Genomic DNA, 16,077 nt, shown 5'->3' with positions numbered 1-16,077 from the left:
GAGATTATTCCTTTCCGGCGCCCTAGCGCGCCCGACAGCGGGCCGCCGCTCGCGCCGGATTCTGACGACCATCAACCCGACGACGACGGCCCCTCAGCCGCCTGAGCGCGTCGGCCCTATCGCTTTTTTCGAGAACGAGACGTTCCATGACCACCCCTCGCAAGGGCGCCCTGCCCGCCATCACGCTTCGCAGCGACGACTTCGACGCCCTGGATCGCCTGGTCGGCGACCTGCCCGGCTCAGGCCCCGCCGGCTTGCTGCAACAGGAGTTGGACCGCGCCAAGGTGTGCGAACCCAAGGCCATGCCCAAGAACGTCGTGACCCTGAACCGCTGGCTGCACTATTCGGACGACCACAGCCCCGAAGTGCGGCGTGTCCAGTTGGTCCTGCCCAAGGAAGCCGACATCGACGCCGGCCGCGTCTCCATCCTGTCCTACGTCGGCGCGGGCCTGATCGGTCTGAAGGAGGGCCAGTCCATCACGTGGCCTGATCCGTCCGGCGCTGCGCGCAAGCTGACCCTGGTCAAGCTGGAAGACCCCGAGCCAGCGACCTAAGTCGAGGCCTGGATTAAAGAAGGGCGCGCCCATCGGGCGCGCCCCTTTTCGTGGCTGCTACATCGCCGTTCAGACCGCGGGAGCTGGTTCAGCCGGCGTCGCAGGCTCGTCCTCCGGCGTGGCTGGGACGGACAGCGACGGGCCGGCGACCGTGTCGTTCTCCTCATCCCGCTTGGGCGGCTGGTCCTTTTCCAGCAGGTCCCGGATCTCGTCGCCCGACAGGGTTTCGTATTCCAACAGGGCCTGCGACAGCTTCTCGTGATCGCTCGCCTTGTCGGTCAGGATGCGGCGCGCCTCTTCCCAGCCTTCGGTGACGATGCGGCGGACCTCTTCGTCGATGATGCGGGCCGTCTCTTCAGAGACGTTCTGGCTGCGCGAGACCGAGTGGCCCAGGAAAACCTCTTCCTGGTTCTCGCCATAGGCCACCGTGCCCAGACGCTCCGAGAAGCCCCAGCGCGTGACCATGGCGCGCGCCAGCTTGGTGGCCTGCTCGATGTCCGAGCTGGCGCCCGAGGTGATGCTCTCCGGCCCGAAGATCAACTCTTCGGCGACGCGGCCGCCGGCCATGATGGCGATGCGGTCGATCATCTGCTGGAACTTCATGGAGTAGCGGTCGCCTTCGGGCAACTGCATCACCATGCCGAGCGCCCGGCCGCGCGGGACGATGGTCGCCTTGTGCACCGGGTCGGCCATCTTGACGTTGATGGCGACGATGGCGTGGCCGGCCTCGTGATAGGCGGTCAGGCGGCGCTCTTCCTCGTTCATGGCCATGGACTTCCGTTCGGAGCCCATCATGACCTTGTCCTTGGCGTCCTCGAAGTCGCGGTGCGTGACCATGCGGCGGTCCTTTCGGGCCGCCATCAGGGCCGCTTCGTTGACCAGGTTGGCCAGGTCGGCGCCCGAGAAGCCCGGCGTGCCGCGCGCCAGCGTCTTGACGTTGACGTCGGCGGCCAGGGGCACGTCCTTCATGTGCACGCGCAGGATGCGCTCGCGCCCCGAAACATCGGGGTTGGGCACCACGACCTGACGGTCGAAGCGGCCCGGACGCAGCAGGGCCGGGTCCAGCACGTCGGGACGGTTGGTCGCGGCGATCAGGATGATGTTTTCGGACGCCTCGAAGCCGTCCATCTCGACCAGCAGCTGGTTCAGCGTCTGCTCGCGCTCGTCGTTGCCCCCGCCCAGGCCCGCGCCCCGGTGACGACCGACGGCGTCGATCTCATCGATGAAGATGATGCACGGCGCGTTCTTCTTGGCCTGCTCGAACATGTCGCGCACGCGGCTGGCGCCGACGCCGACGAACATTTCGACGAAGTCCGAGCCCGAGATCGAAAAGAAGGGCACGCCCGCCTCGCCCGCCACGGCGCGCGCCAGCAGGGTCTTGCCGGTGCCCGGAGGGCCGACCAGCAGGGCGCCCTTGGGAATCTTGCCGCCCAGGCGCTGGAACTTGGCCGGGTCCTTCAGGAAGTCGACGACCTCCTGCAGTTCGTCCTTGGCCTCGTCCACGCCGGCGACGTCGTCGAAGGTCTTGCGGCCCTTGTGCTCGGTCAGCAGCTTGGCCTTGGACTTGCCGAAGCCCATCGCGCCCTTCGCGCCGCCCTGCATGCGGTTCATGATGAACAGCCAGAAGGCGACGATCAGCGCCACCGGCAGCAGCAGGCCCAGCAGGCCCGACCACCACGGCTGGCGGGTGCTCTTGACCTCGACGTCGCCGCCGCTGGTGCGGATCTGGTTCAGCAGGTCGACGTTGGGCACCGGCGTCACGGCGTTGAACTTGACGCCGTCCTTCTTCTCGCCGGTCATGGCGTCGCCGCGCACGACCACGGATTTGATCTGCTGCGCCTCTACGGCGGTCATCAGCTCCGAATAGGTCAGGGTCTCAGGGCGTCCGGCGGCGCCTTCCTTGGCGCCGGGCATGGCCGGGCCGCCGTTCTGGCTGATCGCGGCGTAGACGCTCACCAGTCCCAACAGGATCACGGCCCAGATGGCGAAATTGCGCAGGTTCATTCGGTCCTCGGTTCCTCGACAGGGCCGCGCTGGGCTCGTCGATCAGCAGTCTTCGCCTGAAAATAGGTCAGACGGCGGCGTTTCGCCATGAAGGGTTTGAAAGAGTCCGGCTTCCTGCGTCGTTTCGCCCTCGGCGGGAGGCAGAGCCAAGGCCAATCGGCGCAGGCCCAGCGCCCTGACCTGCGCCGCGCGCCAGGCCAGCCGCGCCCGCCCCTGCCCGTCGATCAGCACCGGTGCGGCGGCCCGGGCGGCGGGCGGCAGACCAGACAAGGCCGCCCGCTCCTGGTCCGACAGTTGCGCCAACCGCCCGGCCGCCGCGTCCACGCGCAGACCGGGCTGATCGGTCGTGATCTCAAAGCGCCCGTCCCAGACGGCGGCGACGCCCGGCGTCAGGTCGAGCGGCGCGACTGGACGACGCCGCCATTCGCCCGGCTCGCGCATCGCTCGAACGCGGGCGCCGGACGCCTCGATGCGGGCGCCGCACAGCACGGCGGTGAAATCCTCTCCGGACGCCAGCCGGGATTGAAGAACCGCCAGCCGGTCCCCGCGCGGCGGCGTCGCGCCTCCGCCTGCACAGAGCAGGACGGCGGCCAGCGCCGAGGCGGATGCGTCGCGCGACAGAGGCAAAACCCCGGCCCATGCCGGATCGCTGTCACTCCCCCTTCCCCCTTGAGGAGCAAAGGGCCGGGGATGGGGGTGGGCGCACGACGCCTGGGAATGAGCCTCAAACGACGACGCCGTCACCCGCGCCTGAGCGGAAGCCACAGCGTCCACACCCCCGCCCACCCCTCCCCCTCGAGGGGAGGGCTTTAGAAAGGGCCGCCCGCGCCCGGCCTCGTCCATAGCGCAGATCGGCGTTGGCCGGGTCTTCCAGCCACGACAGTCCGCGCGCGCGCAGATAATCGCGCAACGCCTCGCGCTGTTCCTCCAGCACCGGACGCAGCAGCATCAGCCCGCGCCCCTCCGGCCAGGCGGGCGACGGCGACCAGCGGCGCAGGCGCCCCAGCGGCGCGCCCTCGGCCCGCATCCACTCGCCCTCGGCGACGTCATCGACCGTGTGGCCGGTCAGCAGGACGCGCGCCCCCGCATCCCGCGCCGCCTCGGCCAGCAGGGCGTGGCGCGCCGCCCGCGCCCGCGCCGGAAGGCCGGCGCCGCCTCGCGCCTGCGCCCAGGCCAGACCGCGCCAGTCCGCGCCCGCCGCGCGCGCTGCCTCGGCGGCGAACCGCGTCCAGGCCGCGCTGTCGGGATTGAGGTTGTGATCGACCGTCAGGGCCAGCAGCCCCCGCCCCCTCGCGCGCGCCCATTCGGCGGCGAGGTCCAGCAGGGCCATGGAGTCGCCCCCGCCCGACAGGGCCAGGGCGACCGGCTCAGGTCCAATGTGGTTCAGACGCGCGTCCAGCCGGGCGAAGACCCGACTGGCCAGATCGCTCATCAGCTGCAGCTGGCGCGCGTCCGCAGCTGGGTCGCGCGGGTCTTCTGCGCCGCCGTGGCCGCCTCGGCGTAGCGGCGGCCGAACTCGGTCAGGGCGCCGCAGGCCTGGGTCGCACGGTCGGTGGCGCGCAGGGCCTCGGCCAGCTTCAGCGTCGTCTCAGGCGCCCACGGCGTGCGCGGCCAGCCGTTCAGGGCCGCGGCATAGGCCTGAACCGCCGCGGCGTTGTCGCGCGCGGCGACGTGCAGGTCGCCCAGACGGCTGTTGGCTTCGCGCGCCTGGGGCGTGTTCGGCCAGGTGACGATGACGGTCTCCAGCGCGCGGCCGCCGCGCACGGCGTCCTCGCCCGCCAGACGCATGGCGGCCTGCAGGTCCTGAGCCGCGTCGCCGGTCGGCGAGTTGGCGACCACCGGGCCGTTCAGTTCAGCGGCTTCCTCAGCAGCCTTCTCGGCGCGCTCGACCCGGCCTTCCAGATCGCGCAGGCGACGGCTCAACTGCGTATTCTCGCGCGTCGCCTCGTCAAGTTGGAACGTCAGCCGCTCGCTGTCGGCGTTCATGCGCTGGAAGGTCTGCTCCACGTCGCCCAGACGGCGCTCTAGAATCGAGACCTGCCCCTGCAGGGCCACGACCTCGGGGTCCAGCTCGACCAGAACGGGTTCTCCGGCGGCGTTGCGCTGGGTCAGGGCGCGCTCAAGACGGCGGACGTTGCGGTCCAGCTGGTCCAGGCGGCGCTTGTCCCACTGGATCGGCTCCATCGGCTGGACCTGGGCGACGACGGCGCCCCCGATCAACGTCAGGCCGATCGCCGTCAGCACGGCGGGTTTCGTAAGGCGGAAAGGCGTCTTCAGCATGGCTCTGTCGTCCCACCGATTTGCGGCGACGGCAAGGCCCAGATCAATGTCCGAAGCCTAGATAAAGGATGGAGACGATGAACAGCGTCGCCGCGATCTCGCAGAAGATCAGCAGCACCACCGTCCGCCACAGGGTCGAGAAGACCGACAGGCTGTAGGCGCCCTTCAGCTGAGCGAACATGTGCACCGGCACGATCAGGGCCGCGATGACGCCGACGGCACCGCCCGCCCCTTCAGCGTCGTCGCCACGACGACGACCGCCATCAACAAGAGCGACATGAAGGTCAGGGAGTAAAGGACGAAGACCCCATGGTCGTAGAGCGTGAAGCCTCGCTTCCACAGGAACATCAGGGCCACGAACGGGATCGACAACGGGACCAGCAGGAAGGCGAATTTGTAGATGGTCTGCTGCAGCTTGTAGAGCGCCAGGTCAGGGTTCTTCAGCTTCTTGGCGATCGTCTTGGTCAGGCCGTTGGTCTTGCCGTCCTCTCCGGCGCTCGCGGCCATGTCAGCCACCTGAGCCTGCCAGCTTCCCGGAGCCAGACCGTCCTTGCGCCCCTCGACGGCGTCCTTCTGCAGGCGCTCAAGTCGCGCCTTCTCGGTGATCAGCCCCGCTTCGGCCGCAGCCAGCACGCCGGCGGCCACCCCGGCCCGAGCGCCGCTGTCGACAGGCGGGGGCGATCCGTCAACGGGCTGCGAAGCCGTCTGTGCGAGGTCCGCCTCTTTCCGCGCGGCGGCGACGGCGGCTTCGGCGGCGGTCACGGCCTCTTTCTGCGCCTCGATCTGCTGCGGCAAGGACGCCAACGTCACCTCCCGCTCGGGCATGAAGCTGAGCGCGAAGAACATGACGAAAAGGGTGAACAGAAACATCGCCAGCGGCGACACATAGCGCGTCCGCTTGCCTTCAACCCACTCGCGCGTCAGCCGCCCAGGGTTGACGATCAGCAGCGGCAGGGTCCGCCACAGCCGGCCGTCGAAATGCATGACCCCGTGCAGCAGCTCTTCGCCCAGATGCAGCAGGGTGCGGTGGACGTGGGCCGGCTGACCGCAGTTGGAGCAAAACCGGCCCGTGACCTCTGCGCCGCAGTCGGCGCACACGCTACGAGGCTGACCCGCTTGGCCGGTCGGCTTCTCGATCGCTCCAGCGATGACGCCTGCCGTCATGGCCCCGCCTGCCGCCTCCAGATCCATACCGCGCCTCCCCCGATTCAAGGCGGACTTTGATCCTCACTGGGCGCAAAGAAAGAGGCGCCGGCTTGCGCCGACGCCTCGATCCCTCAGTTCTTCGCCTGCGGCTTAGCGCGGGGCGCCCGACACGATGGCCGTGCGGCCGTTGCGGTTCTGGGCCCAGGCCGCCTCATTGGAGCCTTCAGCGATCGGACGTTCCTTGCCGAAGCTGATGGTGTCGATGCGGCTGGCGGCGACGCCGCGGCTGATCAGGTAAGAGCGAATGGCCTCGGCGCGACGGGCGCCCAGGGCCAGGTTGTACTCGCGCGTGCCGCGCTCGTCGGCGTTGCCTTCGATGCGGACGGTCACCTGCGGGTAGCGGGCCAGCCAGGCGGCCTGCGCGTCCAGACGCGGCTGGGCCTCGGAACGCACCGAATAGAGTCCAGGTCGAAGTAGACGCGGTCGCCGACGTTGACGACGAAGTCCTGTTCCGAGCCCGGCGCGGCGGCGCCGACGTTGCCGCCGGTGACCGGGGTGCTCGGCGCGGTCGGGTACTGCGGCCCGGTGGCGGGCGGAGGGTTTCGGTCGGGACGGCGGGCTCGACCTTGGGCTTGGTGCAGGCGGCCAGCGAGGTCACGGCCACGCCGACGGCGGCGAGCCGGATCAGGGTGGAGGCGTTCATGTAATTCTCCTTCTCATTCGGTTCGAGGCCGATGCCTCTAGCTTAGCTGTATTTCACGGCTGCTACAGCGCTATGCAGCGGTACGCTAGCGGTGATAACGCACAGTTTATGGCAATGGCTCCGCTACCGACGCAGCGACGGCCAATCCGCGTTACGCCGGGCAGGAATCCGGGCCTTGACCGATGCCCAGATTGACCGGCGGCGCATCCAGCAGCCCCGACCAGGCGGGGTCGGAACCGCGCCCGTCATAGCCCGCCTGCGACACGACGCGGCCCGAAAGATCCACCGTCCACAGACGGGTGTCGCCGCCCGGGCTCTGACGCGCGAAGGCGATGTAGCGGCCGTTCGGCGCCCAGGACGGGCCTTCCTCGAAATAGGAGGACGACAGGATGCGCTCGCCGGTGCCGTCGGACTTCATCACGCCGATGTGGAAACGGCCGCCCTGCTGCTTGGTGAAGGCGATCAGGTCGCCGCGCGGACTCCAGGCCGGGGCGGTGTAAAGGCCGCCGCCACGGCTGATCGGGCGCTGGCCCGAGCCGTCGGCCCGCATGGTGTAGAGGCGCGCCGAGCCCGAACGGTCCGAGGTGAAGACGATCTGATTGCCGTCGGGGCTGAACGACGGCGAGGTGTCGATGCCCGGATCGGTCGTCAGGCGAGACAGCTGACGGCTGCGCAGGTTCATCACATAGACGTCCGTGTTGCCGCCCCGGATGATCGAGAAGGCCATCTTCGATCCGTCGTTCGAGAAGCGCGGCGCCAACACCTGGCCATCGAACTCGCCCAGGCTTTCGCGGCGGCCGGTCGACAGATTGTAGAGGTAGATGCGGCTGTAGTCCCTGCCCAGGGCCACATAGGTCACTTCGTCGGGGTTCGAGGCCGAGAAGCGCGGCGACATGATCACCTCGTCGCCCTGGGTCAGGAAGACGGGGTTGTAGCCGTCCTGGTCCACGATGGTCAGACGCGACAGCTTGTTCAGCTGGGTGCCGCTTTCCGACACGAACAGGACGCGCGATCGAAGAAGCCCGCCTCACCCGTCAGGCGCTGATAGACCACGTCCGAGATCTTGTGCGCGATGCGGCGCCACTGCTCCGACGTGGCGGTGAACTGGTAGGAAACCAACTGGCACTGGCGGTAGGGGTCGTACAGACGGAAGCCCACGTCGATCCGACCGTCCGCGCGCGGCGTCACGCCGCCGTACAGCACCGCCTGGGCGCCGATGGAGGTCCACTGCGGAAAGTTCGGCGCATTGGCCAGGGTCAGGCCCGTCTCGACGAAGCTGGCCGGGTTCAGCGGATCGAAGAAGCCCGACCGCTTCAGATTGCCGCTGATGACGCCCGAAATCTGCGACCCGTTCTGACCAGTGAAGGGAACGACGGCGATCTGCAGCGGGCGCAGGACGCCCTCATCGACCACCACGTCCTGCATCGGCGCCGACGAGGGGGCCGTCGACTGGGCCTGCACCGATCCGCCCAGCGCCAGAGGGGCGGTCAACGCCAACGCAGCGGCCGAGGCGAGAAAACGGTTCAGGCGCATGGGTCATTCCTTCGCAGATCGTGACAGGGTCGGGCCCGGTCGCCCCTCATAGCATCGGCGCGACCGACAATCGCCAGCTTCACAAGGATTTGGGCGACTTTGGGGTGATAGACGGCCTTAGCCCCTAACGGTTCCCGCATTGGCGCTTGGTTTCAAAGCGGAACGGCACGTCCTGGGCCTGGAAACCGTCGGGCACGGTGAAGGGCGAGGTCGCCCGCAAGGCCCGCTGCATGGCGTCGGACGCCGCCCGCCAGGTCGGATCGTTCTGCACGTCCTGAAGGCGCGGCGTGCCGATGATCTGGCCGTCGGCGCTCAGGCGCACGGTGACGCGGATGACCAGATCGTCCATGCCCGGCATGTCGCAGTTGATGTTCCAGTTCGGCGTCACCTGGGCGCCCAGGGCGGCCAGTTGCGGTCCGGTGGCGCGTGGGGCGGCGCCCGCCCCTGCTGGCCCGCGGCCGGACGGCCGGAATTCTGGGTCGGCCGCGGCGGTCCGGCCAGGGCGTCCAGGTCCAGACCCGGCGCCGGGCGCGCCGGGCGCGCCGGCGTCGCGGGCGCCTTCTTTTCGGGCGGAGCGGGCGTAGGCCGAGGTGGCGGGGTGGGCGCCTTTTTTCCGGCGGCGTCGGCGTCGGGCGCGGGGTCGGCGCGGGCGCGGGCGTCGGCGCCTTCTTCTGCGGCGGCGTCGGCGTCGGGCGCGGCGCGGGCGGCGTCGGGCGCGGTTGCGGCTGGGGCGCTGGCGGGGTCGGCTCAGGTTCCGGCGGCGTCGGTTCCGGCAGGGTCTCGACCGGCGCCGTTTCGCCGTCGTCGGGCGAAGGCTCTTCCTGCGGATTGTCGGCCGGAGCGGCGGCGATCTCGATGTCCGAGACGATCGATACCGGCACCGAGTTCACCAGCGGCTTAAGCTCGTCCTTCGACGACCACGATACGAGGGCAAGCGCCACCACCCCCGCGTGCAGGGCGATGGAGCCGAGGATGGCGGGACTGGGGCGGCGCAAGGTCCGTCAGCCCTCCGTCGGCTCGTCGGCGGCGGTGTCGGTGATCAGGTTCAGCTTGGTGAAGCCCGAGGCCGACAGGCGGGCCATCACCCGCGCCACGGCCTGATACGGCGCGCGGCCGTCGGCGCGGATGAAGATCGGCTTCTCGCGCGCCTTGTCGCCGCCCTCTTCAGCCACGCGCAGGGCCAGCTGTTCCCAGCGGACCTCGCCCTCGCCGATGAAGATGGCGCCGTTCTGGTCGATGCTGACCGTGACGGGCTTGTCGGTCGTCTCGACCGCGCTGGCTTCGGTCTTGGGCAGTTCCAGCGGCACCCCGACGGTCAGCAGCGGCGCCGAGATCATGAAGATGATCAACAGCACCAGCATGACGTCCACCAGAGGCGTGACGTTGATCTCGCTCAGCGGCCGTTTCCGGCTACGGCGACGGCCGCGTCCGCGCGCTTCTCCGCCGCCTCCTCCACCCAGGGCCATGGATCAGGCGCCCCGGCGCAGGTTCAGGTCCGCAGACGGCGGCGGGGGCGGAGGCGGCGGGGTCGCAGGCGCGCCCAGACGACGGGCGATGGCCGATTGCAGATCGTCCGCAAAGGCTTCCAGACGGCCGGTGAACTTGCCCGCCGACACCGAGAAGGCGTTGAAGGCGATATAGGCCGGAATGGCCGCCGCCAGACCGATGGCCGTGGCGAACAGGGCTTCGGCGATGGCCGGGGCCACGGTCGTCAGATTGGTGTTGCCCGCGGCTGCAATGCTGTCGAAGGCGTTCATGATGCCCCACACCGTGCCGAACAGGCCGATGAAGGGCGAAGCGGTGGCGACCACCGACAACACGCCCAGGCCGTTCTCGATCTTCTGGCTCTCGCGGGCGATGACGGAATCCAGGGCCCGGTCGATGCGGGCGATCAGCATGGAGCCTTGCGTGTCCGTCATGGCGCGCGCGCGCGCGCCTCGCGCCAGTCCTGCAGGGTCAGCACCAGCATGCGCGGCAGCGGGTCGGCCGGTTGCGGCCCGGCCTGGGCGGCGACTTCTTCCAGCGAGCGGCCGCCTTCAACCTGCTTTTCGAACTCGGTCGCGCGGGCGTTCATGCGCGAGAAACGCACCGCCTTGTCGATGATGATGGTCCAGGACCAGACCGAAGCCACGGCCAGGCCGATCATCACCGTCTTCACCACCCAGTCGGCGGTCATGAACAGCTCGATGGGGTTCAGCAGAGAGGCGTCGACGGGCGGTGTCATGCGTGGTCCTTGGCGAAGGGTCCGTTTATTCCGCCAGTTGCACCGGGCGGACGTGGCGGTTTCATGGCGGCGGTCTAACCGGCGTCGCGCCCGGCGTCATCAGGCGAAAGGGTGACAACCTCGTTATTGAGGAAACAAGCGCTCCACCTCTCCCTCCCCTTCATGGGGAGGGTGGTCGCGCAGCGACCGCGTGGGGAGGGCTGGGTGATCGGCCCTCAGCGCTTGAATAGCCTCGCCGCCCCCACCCGGCTTCGGCTTCGCCTCAGCCACCCTCCCCATGAAGGGGAGTGAGAAGTTGCGCCTATTCCGTCCCTGAGAGCCAGGGCGTGACCAACTCCACCAGCCGCTTCGTCGGCCGCCGGGGCCGCCCGTCCAGGTGGATGCAGACGGCGACGACATCCGCCCGGCACAAGGCCTCCCCGTCCCGCTCGACCGTCTGGCGGATGATCAGGCGCGGTCCCTTGATCGCCTCATAGCGGGTGCGCACCACCAGGGCGTCGTCGATGCGCGCCGGCTTCAGATATTTGATCGTCAGGTCCGAGACGACGAAGGCCAGCGGCTCATCCTGCTCCAGCAGGTCCGCATGGCCCACCCCGGCCAGACGCAAAAAGTCCGACCGTCCCCGCTCGAAATAGCGGACATAGTTGGCGTGATAGACCAGGCCGGTGAAGTCCGTGTCCTCATAATAAACGCGCACGGGCAACAGGTGGTCGCGGCCGTCGAAACGGCCTGCGCTGGGTTGATCGGTCATGGTCGGTCAGCTCTTGCCAGCGGCGGGAACAGGGGCGTCGAACCCCGGACAATAGCGCGATTTCAGCGTCGCGAACTCGCCGGTCAGCGGATCGTGGCTCATCAGGATGCGGTTGGGCCGCGAGACGAAGGCCACCGCCTCCTTGCGGCCCTTCAGCCCGGCGTAGCCGCAGGCCGCCCGGCCGCGCCCGGCCTCGACATAGCGCACCTCAGCCTCGGCCCCCATCTGCTCGCGCACCTGAGACAAGGCCCGCTCCGCCGGCGTCGTCTGACGCGGCCCGAAGCGCGCGCCCTGATTGACGGCGTAGAGGCTGAACCCGCCCAGCACCACGACAGCCGCGCCAAGCGCGACGATCATCCGGTTCATCCTGCGAGGGTGGGCCAAAACCGCCTCCTTCTGGGAAAACGGAGGATGACCGGCTTCGCCGCCGAGGTGAAGCCCTGTTGCGAAAGAGTCGCGGCTTATTTGCCGAACAGGTCCGGGGCGGCGGCGGGCGGCGCGGCGGGTGTCTCCAGCCCCAGATGCTCATAGGCCCTGGCGCAGGCCATCCGGCCTCGCGGCGTGCGCTGGATGAAGCCCTGCTGCAGCAGATAGGGTTCGATCACGTCCTCGACCGCGTCGCGCGCCTCGGCGATGGCGGCCGCCAGCGTGTCCATGCCGACCGGCCCGCCGCCATAGTTTTCGATCAGGGCCTTGAGGAAGCGGCGATCCAGGCTGTCCAGCCCCGCCTCGTCCACCTCCAGCCGCGCAAGGGCCCGCGCCGCCGCCAGTTGGTCGATGGGGGTCCCTTCCGCATCGGCGAAGTCCCGCACCCGGCGCAGCAGGCGCCCGGCGATGCGCGGCGTCCCGCGCGCCCGGCGCGCGATCTCCATCGCCCCGTCCTCGGTGATGGCCGCGCCCATCTTGCGCGCCGCGCCCCGGATCACCGCGGTCAGCTCTTCGGGGGTGTAGAATTCCAGCCGAAGGGGATTCCGAATCGGTCGCGCAGCGGCGTGGCCAGCAGGCCCGCCCGCGTCGTCGCCCCGACCAGGGTGAAGGGCGCCAGGTCGATGCGCACGCTGCGCGCCGACGGCCCCTCGCCGATGATCAGGTCCAGCACATGGTCCTCCATCGCCGGATAGAGGATTTCCTCCACCTGGGGCGCCATGCGGTGGATCTCGTCGATGAACAGGACGTCGCGCGGTTCGAGGTTGGTCAGGATCGCCGCCAGATCCCCCGCCTTGGCCAGAATGGGGCCGGAGGTGGCGCGGAAGCCCACGCCCAGCTCGCGCGCCACGATCTGCGCCAGCGTCGTCTTGCCCAGCCCCGGAGGCCCGAACAGCAGGACGTGGTCCAGCGCCTCCGAGCGGCCGCGCGCGGCGTCGATGAAGACTTTCAGATTGCCCTTCGCCGCCGACTGGCCGACGAACTCGGACAGGGTCTGGGGCCTCAGGGCGCGGTCGTACTGTTCGCCGGGCGCGGGCGCGGGCGAGATGATGCGGTCGTCGGTCATTTTGCCTTCTCCCTTGAGGGGAGAAGGTGGCTCGCGAAGCGAGACGGATGAGGGTGAGCCCGGCGGCAAGCTGAACGACGGCTGGAAGAGCGCGCGGACACAGCACCCTCATCCGAGCGCCTCCGGCGCCCACCTTCTCCCCTCAAGGGAGAAGGAAGCGAGAGGGCGGCCCTCATCGTCCCAGCTCCTGCAGGGCCGCGCGGATGACCAGGGGCAGTTCGGCCTCCTCGCCCAGCTTGATCAGGGCGTGATCGACGGCGCGGCGGGCGTTGACCTCGGCGATGCCCAGGCCCAGCAGGGCGGCGACCGCCTCGCCCGTGACGCTGGGCGGCGGCGGGGCGGCGACGGCGGCCTCGGCGTGGACGCCCGGCGCAGTCGGGGCGAAGACGCCGTCGGTCAGGCTCTTGCCCTTCAGTTCGGTAACGATGCGCAGGGCCAGCTTTGGCCCCACGCCGTTGGCGCGGCCCACGGCGGCCTTGTCCTCGCGCGCGACGGCGGCGGCCAGCTCGGCGGGCGGCAGCACGTCCAGCACGCCCAGCGCCGCCTTCGGCCCCACGCCCTGAATGGTCTGCAACAGGGTGAAGACCTTGCGCTCGTCGCGGGTCAGGAAACCATAGAGGCGCGGCCCCTGATCCTGGCTCCACTGGCTATGGATGAACAGGGTGGTCTCGTCGCCCGGCGCCGGCAGGCGGCCCAGCGTCCGCGCCCCGCAGGTCGCCACATAGCCCACGCCTCCGCAGTCGATCAGGCATTCCGCCTCCCCGACCTCGGCCAGAACACCCCGCAGACGACCGATCATGCCGCCCCTCTCACTGCAACAGCCTTGAACCGCCGGTGATGGGCGTGGGTGACGGCCACGGCCAGCGCATCGGCGGCGTCGGCCTTCACTTCGCCGGAAGCGGGCAGCAGCCGCTTCACCATGAAGGCGATCTGGCTCTTGTCGGCCTGGCCGGCCCCCACCACCGCCTTCTTGATCAGGGTCGGGGCGTATTCGGCGACGGAAAGGCCCGCCCGCGCCGGGGCCAGCATGACCGCCGCCCGCGCATGGCCCAGCTTCAGCGTCGAGGCCGGATTGACGTTGACGAAGACCTCCTCGATCGCCGCCTCGTCGCAGTCATAGGCGGCGCAGACCTCGCCGACCTGCTCCAGCAGATGCAGCAGCCGTTCGGAGAAGGGCGCCTTCTCGCTGGGCGCGACGACGCCGTGCGCGATCCAGCGCAGGCGGCTGCCCTCGCTTTCGATGACGCCCCAGCCGGTGCGGCGCAGGCCGGGGTCGAGCCCCAGGATCCGAGTCGTTTCGTTCGCCATCCGTTCCTATTGCCCCAAAGAGGGTTAGCGAACAATGACCGGGCGTTTTGTCAGAAGGTCGCTCGTCCGCTCAGTCGTCTCGGGGCATGACTGAAAAGCCCGCCAGGCCTGCCTGTTCGGCCAGGACGCTGGACAGGGCGTCGACCTGCAGCGGCATGGGTCCGCGCGCCTTGACGTGGTGTTCATGGATCAGGCCGTCGGGGCTGACGACGTGACCGATGCGGGTCGGTCTCAACCCCTTGTCGGCTAGCAAGGCGCGCAGCACCTTCTCGTCCGGAGCCGCGCCGCGCGTCCAGCGCAGGGTGACGTCCATCACGCCGACGTGCGGCAGGCGCGCATCCAGAAAGCGCAGAATGGCCAGCACCAGCAGGGTCGCCCCCGCCGCGATCAGTCCCAGCTTCCACAGGCCGACGCCGAACATCACCCCGATGGCCGAGGTGGTCCACAGCGACGCCGCCGTGGTCAGGCCATGGACCGAGAAGCGCTCGCGGAAGATGACCCCGGCGCACAGAAAGCCGATGCCGGTCAGGATGCCGTGCGCCATGCGCGTCGGGTCGATCACCAGACGCTGCTCCGGCAGGGCGACGAAGCCCCAGCTGGCCTGGTGCATGGCCGCCAGCATGAGCACGCAAGACGTCATGCAGACCAGGATATGGGTGCGGAACCCCGCCGGATGGCCGTGATAGGTCCGCTCGATCCCGATCAGGCCGCCTGCGATCATGGCGGCCGCCGCGGCGCCAGCAGGCTCAGATCCTCGACGCCCCAATGCGTCACGCCCCAGTCAATCGCCATGTCACAACCACTCCCAACGACCGTTCAGGTTGAACCGCGCCGGGGCGCCCGGCAAGTCGTCAGTCGTCGCGCGGATCCAGCACATAGCCGCAGACGGAAGGCAGGGCCGACAGCCGCGCCGCCAAGGCCTTCAGCGCGCCTTCGCCCTCGATGCGGACGCGCCAGCTGCGGCGCACCACGGCGCCTTCGTCGATCAGCTCGAAGCGATCGGGGGCAGGCGCCGGGTCCAAGGCGCGCAGGGCGGCTTCGACCTCCGCCTCCGGCGAGGGGCGTCGCGGCGCCATCGTACCTCCACGTCCGCCAGGGTGCGATCCGGCAGGCGAGCGTTCACCACCCTGAGCGAGATCAGGATCAGGCCCGTAATCACCGTCCCTGCCGCGCCCAGACCGAACAGCCCCGCCCCGAACAGCAGGCCGATGGCCGAGGTGATCCACAACGACGCCGCCGTCGTCAGACCGTGAATGGAGAAGCCCGTGCGAAAGATGACGCCTGCGCACAGGAAGCCGATCCCGGTCAGCACCCCGTGAGCCATACGGGTGGGGTCGGTGACGATGTTCTCGTCCGGCAGGGCCCGGAAGGCCCAATCGGCTTGCGTCATGGCCGCCAGCATCAACAGGCACGACGCCAGGCTGACCAGGATGTGGGTGCGGAACCCCGCGGCCCGGCCCCGCCACTCGCGTTCAAAGCCGATCGCGCCGCCGGCGACCAGCGCCCCGGCTATGGGCAGGACGATCGTTTCCAGCCAGGCCGCGTCAACCATGCTGTTCGACGTAGGCTTCGGGGTCCTTGTTGACCGGCTTGACCCCGGTGATGTGACGCGCCTGGAAGGCGGCGTAGCGCACGCCGAGCTCATGACGCGTCTTCAGGTCGGCGTTGATGCGGAAATCCGTCAGCCCCTGACGCTCTTCCTCGCCCATGTGCTTGGAGTTGACGACGTTGGCCTCGCCCACCGCCTCGAACCAGGCCTTGCTGCCGACCTTGTGCTGGGCCACGGCCTTGACTGCGTCGCGCAGCTTGTTGTGGTCTTCGATGGCGTCCTCGGTCTCGCCCTCCACCGTCCCGTCCTCGGCGTCGTTGGCCCCCTCGCCCAGCTTCAGCAACTGGGGATAGAAATGCTGTTCCTCGGCCTCGGCGTGGGCGTCCAGGAACGCCGACAGCCGCCCCCACACCGCCTCCAGCGCCTCTACGTCCTTGCCGTCGATCTGCTCGATGAGCGAGAAGAGACGCCGCTGTTCGGCGTGGTCGTCGAGGATCAGCTGGGTGATATCCATGGCGTAAAGCTCCCTAGCG

19 protein-coding genes and 3 pseudogenes are annotated in these 16,077 nt (G+C 69.3%); 1 reads left to right on the top strand and 21 read right to left on the bottom strand.

Features of this window, described 5'->3' with window-relative positions:
- Positions 1-146 precede the first annotated feature (146 nt).
- Entirely contained in the window at positions 147-554 is a 408-nt protein-coding gene (rnk, locus tag V8F63_RS07585; RefSeq protein WP_392354938.1) for a nucleoside diphosphate kinase regulator, read from the top strand.
- Positions 555-623: 69 nt separating this feature from the next.
- Here rnk and ftsH read toward each other — a convergent pair whose 3' ends face one another.
- From ftsH to V8F63_RS07480, 21 genes and pseudogenes are all read right to left on the bottom strand, one after another.
- A complete protein-coding gene (ftsH, locus tag V8F63_RS07580) occupies positions 624-2,558 on the bottom strand; it encodes an ATP-dependent zinc metalloprotease FtsH (protein WP_392354937.1) in 1,935 nt (644 codons plus the stop codon).
- Between the two features lie 42 nt (positions 2,559-2,600).
- Positions 2,601-3,185 (bottom strand): hypothetical protein, encoded by a 585-nt coding sequence (locus V8F63_RS07575; RefSeq protein ID WP_392354936.1) that lies wholly within the window; start codon positions 3,183-3,185, stop codon positions 2,601-2,603.
- A 97-nt stretch (positions 3,186-3,282) separates the two neighbouring features.
- A complete protein-coding gene (gene tilS, locus V8F63_RS07570) occupies positions 3,283-3,990 on the bottom strand; it encodes a tRNA lysidine(34) synthetase TilS (protein WP_392354935.1) in 708 nt (235 codons plus the stop codon).
- Positions 3,990-4,838 (bottom strand): tol-pal system protein, encoded by an 849-nt coding sequence (locus tag V8F63_RS07565; RefSeq protein ID WP_025978543.1) that lies wholly within the window; start codon positions 4,836-4,838, stop codon positions 3,990-3,992. Before V8F63_RS07565 ends, tilS begins: the two co-directional genes overlap by 1 nt.
- Positions 4,839-4,881: 43 nt before the next feature.
- The gene (locus tag V8F63_RS07560) at positions 4,882-5,031 is read right to left on the bottom strand and encodes a hypothetical protein (RefSeq protein ID WP_392354934.1); all 150 of its coding nucleotides are present in this window, start codon (positions 5,029-5,031) and stop codon (positions 4,882-4,884) included.
- A 2-nt stretch (positions 5,032-5,033) separates the two neighbouring features.
- Complete coding sequence (locus V8F63_RS07555; protein WP_392354933.1) at positions 5,034-6,002, bottom strand: DUF3667 domain-containing protein; 969 nt, start codon at positions 6,000-6,002, stop codon at positions 5,034-5,036.
- Between the two features lie 132 nt (positions 6,003-6,134).
- Positions 6,135-6,687 (bottom strand): annotated as a pseudogene (pal, locus tag V8F63_RS07550) (peptidoglycan-associated lipoprotein Pal).
- Positions 6,688-6,838: 151 nt separating this feature from the next.
- Entirely contained in the window at positions 6,839-7,684 is an 846-nt protein-coding gene (locus V8F63_RS07545) for a hypothetical protein (protein WP_392354932.1), read from the bottom strand.
- The gene (locus V8F63_RS07540; protein WP_392354931.1) at positions 7,660-8,220 is read right to left on the bottom strand and encodes a hypothetical protein; all 561 of its coding nucleotides are present in this window, start codon (positions 8,218-8,220) and stop codon (positions 7,660-7,662) included. Before V8F63_RS07540 ends, V8F63_RS07545 begins: the two co-directional genes overlap by 25 nt.
- A 124-nt stretch (positions 8,221-8,344) precedes the next feature.
- Complete coding sequence (locus V8F63_RS07535; protein WP_392354930.1) at positions 8,345-8,608, bottom strand: hypothetical protein; 264 nt, start codon at positions 8,606-8,608, stop codon at positions 8,345-8,347.
- 613 nt (positions 8,609-9,221) lie between these two features.
- Positions 9,222-9,686 carry an ExbD/TolR family protein gene (locus tag V8F63_RS07530; protein ID WP_025978548.1) on the bottom strand — a complete coding sequence of 155 codons (465 nt, stop codon included), beginning with the start codon at positions 9,684-9,686 and terminating at the stop codon, positions 9,222-9,224.
- A gap of 3 nt (positions 9,687-9,689) precedes the next feature.
- A pseudogene (gene tolQ, locus V8F63_RS07525) lies at positions 9,690-10,444 on the bottom strand (protein TolQ).
- A gap of 301 nt (positions 10,445-10,745) precedes the next feature.
- Positions 10,746-11,195, bottom strand: coding sequence for a tol-pal system-associated acyl-CoA thioesterase (ybgC, locus tag V8F63_RS07520; protein WP_025978550.1), 450 nt, complete (start codon positions 11,193-11,195; stop codon positions 10,746-10,748).
- 6 nt (positions 11,196-11,201) lie between these two features.
- On the bottom strand, positions 11,202-11,552 hold the full coding sequence (locus V8F63_RS07515; RefSeq protein WP_227157509.1) for a hypothetical protein: 351 nt from the start codon (positions 11,550-11,552) through the stop codon (positions 11,202-11,204).
- Positions 11,553-11,656: 104 nt separating this feature from the next.
- A pseudogene (gene ruvB, locus V8F63_RS07510) lies at positions 11,657-12,687 on the bottom strand (Holliday junction branch migration DNA helicase RuvB).
- A 172-nt stretch (positions 12,688-12,859) separates the two neighbouring features.
- The gene (ruvA, locus tag V8F63_RS07505) at positions 12,860-13,486 is read right to left on the bottom strand and encodes a Holliday junction branch migration protein RuvA (protein ID WP_227157510.1); all 627 of its coding nucleotides are present in this window, start codon (positions 13,484-13,486) and stop codon (positions 12,860-12,862) included.
- Positions 13,483-13,995: a crossover junction endodeoxyribonuclease RuvC gene (gene ruvC / locus V8F63_RS07500; protein ID WP_253109964.1), complete on the bottom strand. Its 513-nt coding sequence runs from the start codon at positions 13,993-13,995 to the stop codon at positions 13,483-13,485. Before ruvC ends, ruvA begins: the two co-directional genes overlap by 4 nt.
- Before the next feature lie 70 nt (positions 13,996-14,065).
- Entirely contained in the window at positions 14,066-14,716 is a 651-nt protein-coding gene (locus tag V8F63_RS07495; protein ID WP_392354929.1) for an MgtC/SapB family protein, read from the bottom strand.
- Positions 14,717-14,846: 130 nt separating this feature from the next.
- Entirely contained in the window at positions 14,847-15,017 is a 171-nt protein-coding gene (locus V8F63_RS07490; RefSeq protein WP_392354928.1) for a hypothetical protein, read from the bottom strand.
- Entirely contained in the window at positions 14,981-15,547 is a 567-nt protein-coding gene (locus tag V8F63_RS07485; protein WP_392354927.1) for an MgtC/SapB family protein, read from the bottom strand. Before V8F63_RS07485 ends, V8F63_RS07490 begins: the two co-directional genes overlap by 37 nt.
- A complete protein-coding gene (locus V8F63_RS07480) occupies positions 15,540-16,058 on the bottom strand; it encodes a hemerythrin domain-containing protein (protein WP_025978556.1) in 519 nt (172 codons plus the stop codon). Before V8F63_RS07480 ends, V8F63_RS07485 begins: the two co-directional genes overlap by 8 nt.
- Positions 16,059-16,077: the final 19 nt, after the last annotated feature.

This window comes from Brevundimonas sp. LF-1 (genome assembly GCF_037055305.1).
GTDB lineage: Bacteria > Pseudomonadota > Alphaproteobacteria > Caulobacterales > Caulobacteraceae > Brevundimonas > Brevundimonas sanguinis.
Note: the sequence above shows the minus strand (reverse complement) of the source record. Positions and strands in the feature narration are given on the sequence as shown.